Source organism: Waterburya agarophytonicola KI4 (assembly GCF_020640915.1).
Taxonomy (GTDB): domain Bacteria; phylum Cyanobacteriota; class Cyanobacteriia; order Cyanobacteriales; family Xenococcaceae; genus Waterburya; species Waterburya agarophytonicola.
On the sequence record NZ_JADWDC010000147.1, the window covers coordinates 1 to 2,080 of the forward strand.

2 protein-coding genes and 1 pseudogene are annotated in these 2,080 nt (G+C 41.5%); 2 read left to right on the forward strand and 1 reads right to left on the reverse strand.

All coding sequences use genetic code 11. The annotated features are described in order from the left end of the window. Window positions 1-204 precede the first annotated feature (204 nt). Entirely contained in the window at window positions 205-414 is a 210-nt protein-coding gene (locus tag I4641_RS23675; protein ID WP_229643042.1) for a hypothetical protein, read from the forward strand. A 154-nt stretch (window positions 415-568) separates the two neighbouring features. Beyond that, complete coding sequence (locus I4641_RS23680; RefSeq protein WP_229643043.1) at window positions 569-802, forward strand: Nif11-like leader peptide family RiPP precursor; 234 nt, start codon at window positions 569-571, stop codon at window positions 800-802. 81 nt (window positions 803-883) lie between these two features. On the opposite strand, the pseudogene I4641_RS23685 reads toward I4641_RS23680, so the two are convergent. Then, window positions 884-2,029, reverse strand: a pseudogene (locus tag I4641_RS23685) (amylo-alpha-1,6-glucosidase); the annotation flags it as partial. Between the last annotated feature and the right edge of the window lie 51 nt (window positions 2,030-2,080).

Here is a 2,080-nt window from a genome sequence, read left to right on the forward strand (position 1 = left end):
GGTTTTGATGTTCAATATTTCCTCTCAACGAAACTGAAAACCCGCAACCAGTTGATCAAGCCTATAATTATAAAGGTTTGAAAATCGGCATTTGGAAGACAGCAGACAGAAAATTCATTCGTCGTTCGTGGGCTGCTATTTCTTTACCGCGATCTCTAAGGTATTGGCGATCGCGGTAAAGAAATTCACAAAAAGTTTAAGTATTTGTATTTATGGGACTGTTCTTTGCATGATGGCGACAGTTACAATCACAAGCTGGGAGACGACTGTGGCATTTTTTATGCTACCGATCATTTTGAAGTGATGGAAGCTAAAGCGATCGCCAAAGCTCAGAATATTATCGATCTAGAGCTAGAAAAAGTAGGAATGGAATTATTTCGATTCTGGTCTGCCAACTCATGTTTACAATCGTGAAACGGGGCAAGTAACTTTGAGATGGTGTCTGCTTGAAGATAATTTTGAGTTATAATTAGGTATGTTTAAATAATTTATGCTTATAAAAACTGAAAGTATAAAAAGTTAGAAAAACATCAAAATAAAATTCATCCTTGCAAAAGGAGGTACAATTATGACTGCGCAAAATGCTGCTCGAATTTATAAAAAGGTAGAGCAAGCCCACGCTCAACAAGAAAGACAGAAAGCCAAGAAAGATCCAGAAGCTTTCATTCTTCTAGCTAAAGCCAGAGGCTATGCCTTCACAGTCAAAGATTTAGAAACTCAACTCAGTCAATTGTCTGATGAGGAGATAGCAGGCATTTTTAATCCAGGTATTGGACAAAGGCGACATCTGTTTCCGAAATAAAAGAATTGGAGAGGTCGCTGCTTAGTCGGAAATAAAAGTCACTTTAAGCGGTCTCCCCCTACACTTTTTCCACTCTTCAAATTAAGCTTCAAAAACCACTTTCAGATTGCCCCGTTTTTTGGCTACCCGACAAGCAGTAGTGTTTCCCATACGTTCAAATTCCAGATCGAGTATGGTTGAACCTATCTTGAGATTATGCAATGAAAGACGATTAAGTGATTCGGGTAAAACTGGCTCGATGACACGGACGCAGTTGTTAGTTGCATCGGGAATTAAATTTAGTGCTACTTGTAAAAGTTGAAATAGAGCACCTGTCGCCCAAGCTTGAGGAGAACAAGCTACGGGATAACGTACAGGAGTGTTTTCGGTATATCGTTGGTAACCGCAAAAAAGTTCAGGGGGTTGTAGATAGGTTTGCTGGAGAGTCATGTCAATTATTCCTGTGGTAACTTCCAGAGATTGCTCGACTAAACTAAATGAATTTTTCGTAATTTCCCGAGCGGTATTTCGTAAACCCAAGGCAATAATACTATTATCATGGGGCCATACTGAACCAGTATGATAGCCCATCGGATTATAAGCAGGAGATAAGCTGCTCAAGGTACGAATACCCCAACCGCTAAATAAATCGGGCGCGCGCAACCTTTCAGCGACGCTCATCGCTTTGTCAGGCTGGAAAATTCCCATTGCTAAACAATGACCTGGATTACTACTAATGCTATCTACTGGTTTTCCGTCTCCGTCTAAGGCTAAAGCACAATAATGGAGATCGGGCAGCCAAAAGTCTCGATTAAAGCGATTTTTGAGTTCTAAAGCCTCTTGGTACCATCTATCAGCGAGATCGGTTCTTTTCATCATCTTGGCGATCGCTCTAAGACTCATTTTCGCTTTATAGACATAGCCTTGAACCTCGCAGAGGGTAATTGCTCCACTTGCCAATTGACCTTGGTGGTTAACGATACAGTCTCCCGAATCTTTCCAACCCTGATTGAGCAAACCACTAGGGGAATTACGGTTGTAAGCTAGATATCCTGTTTTCTTTAAGTTGCGATCGATCCAATCCATAGCAGCGAGAGCTGCTTCCCACAATCGATCTATGGTATGGCGATCGCCAGTCCAAGCATAATATTCTCCATAGAGAATTAGCCACAAAGGAGTGGCATCTACCGTACCGTAGTAAGGAGTATGGGGAATTTCGCCACAGCGAGCCATTTCCCCCAAGCGTACAACTGGTTGCGGGTTTTCAGTTTCGTTGAGAGGAAATATTGAACATCAAAA

Coding starts and splice junctions, on each gene's coding strand:
- I4641_RS23680 (WP_229643043.1), top strand. CDS start 569: ATGACTGCGCAAAATGCTGCTCGAATTTATAAAAAGGTAGAGCAAGCC.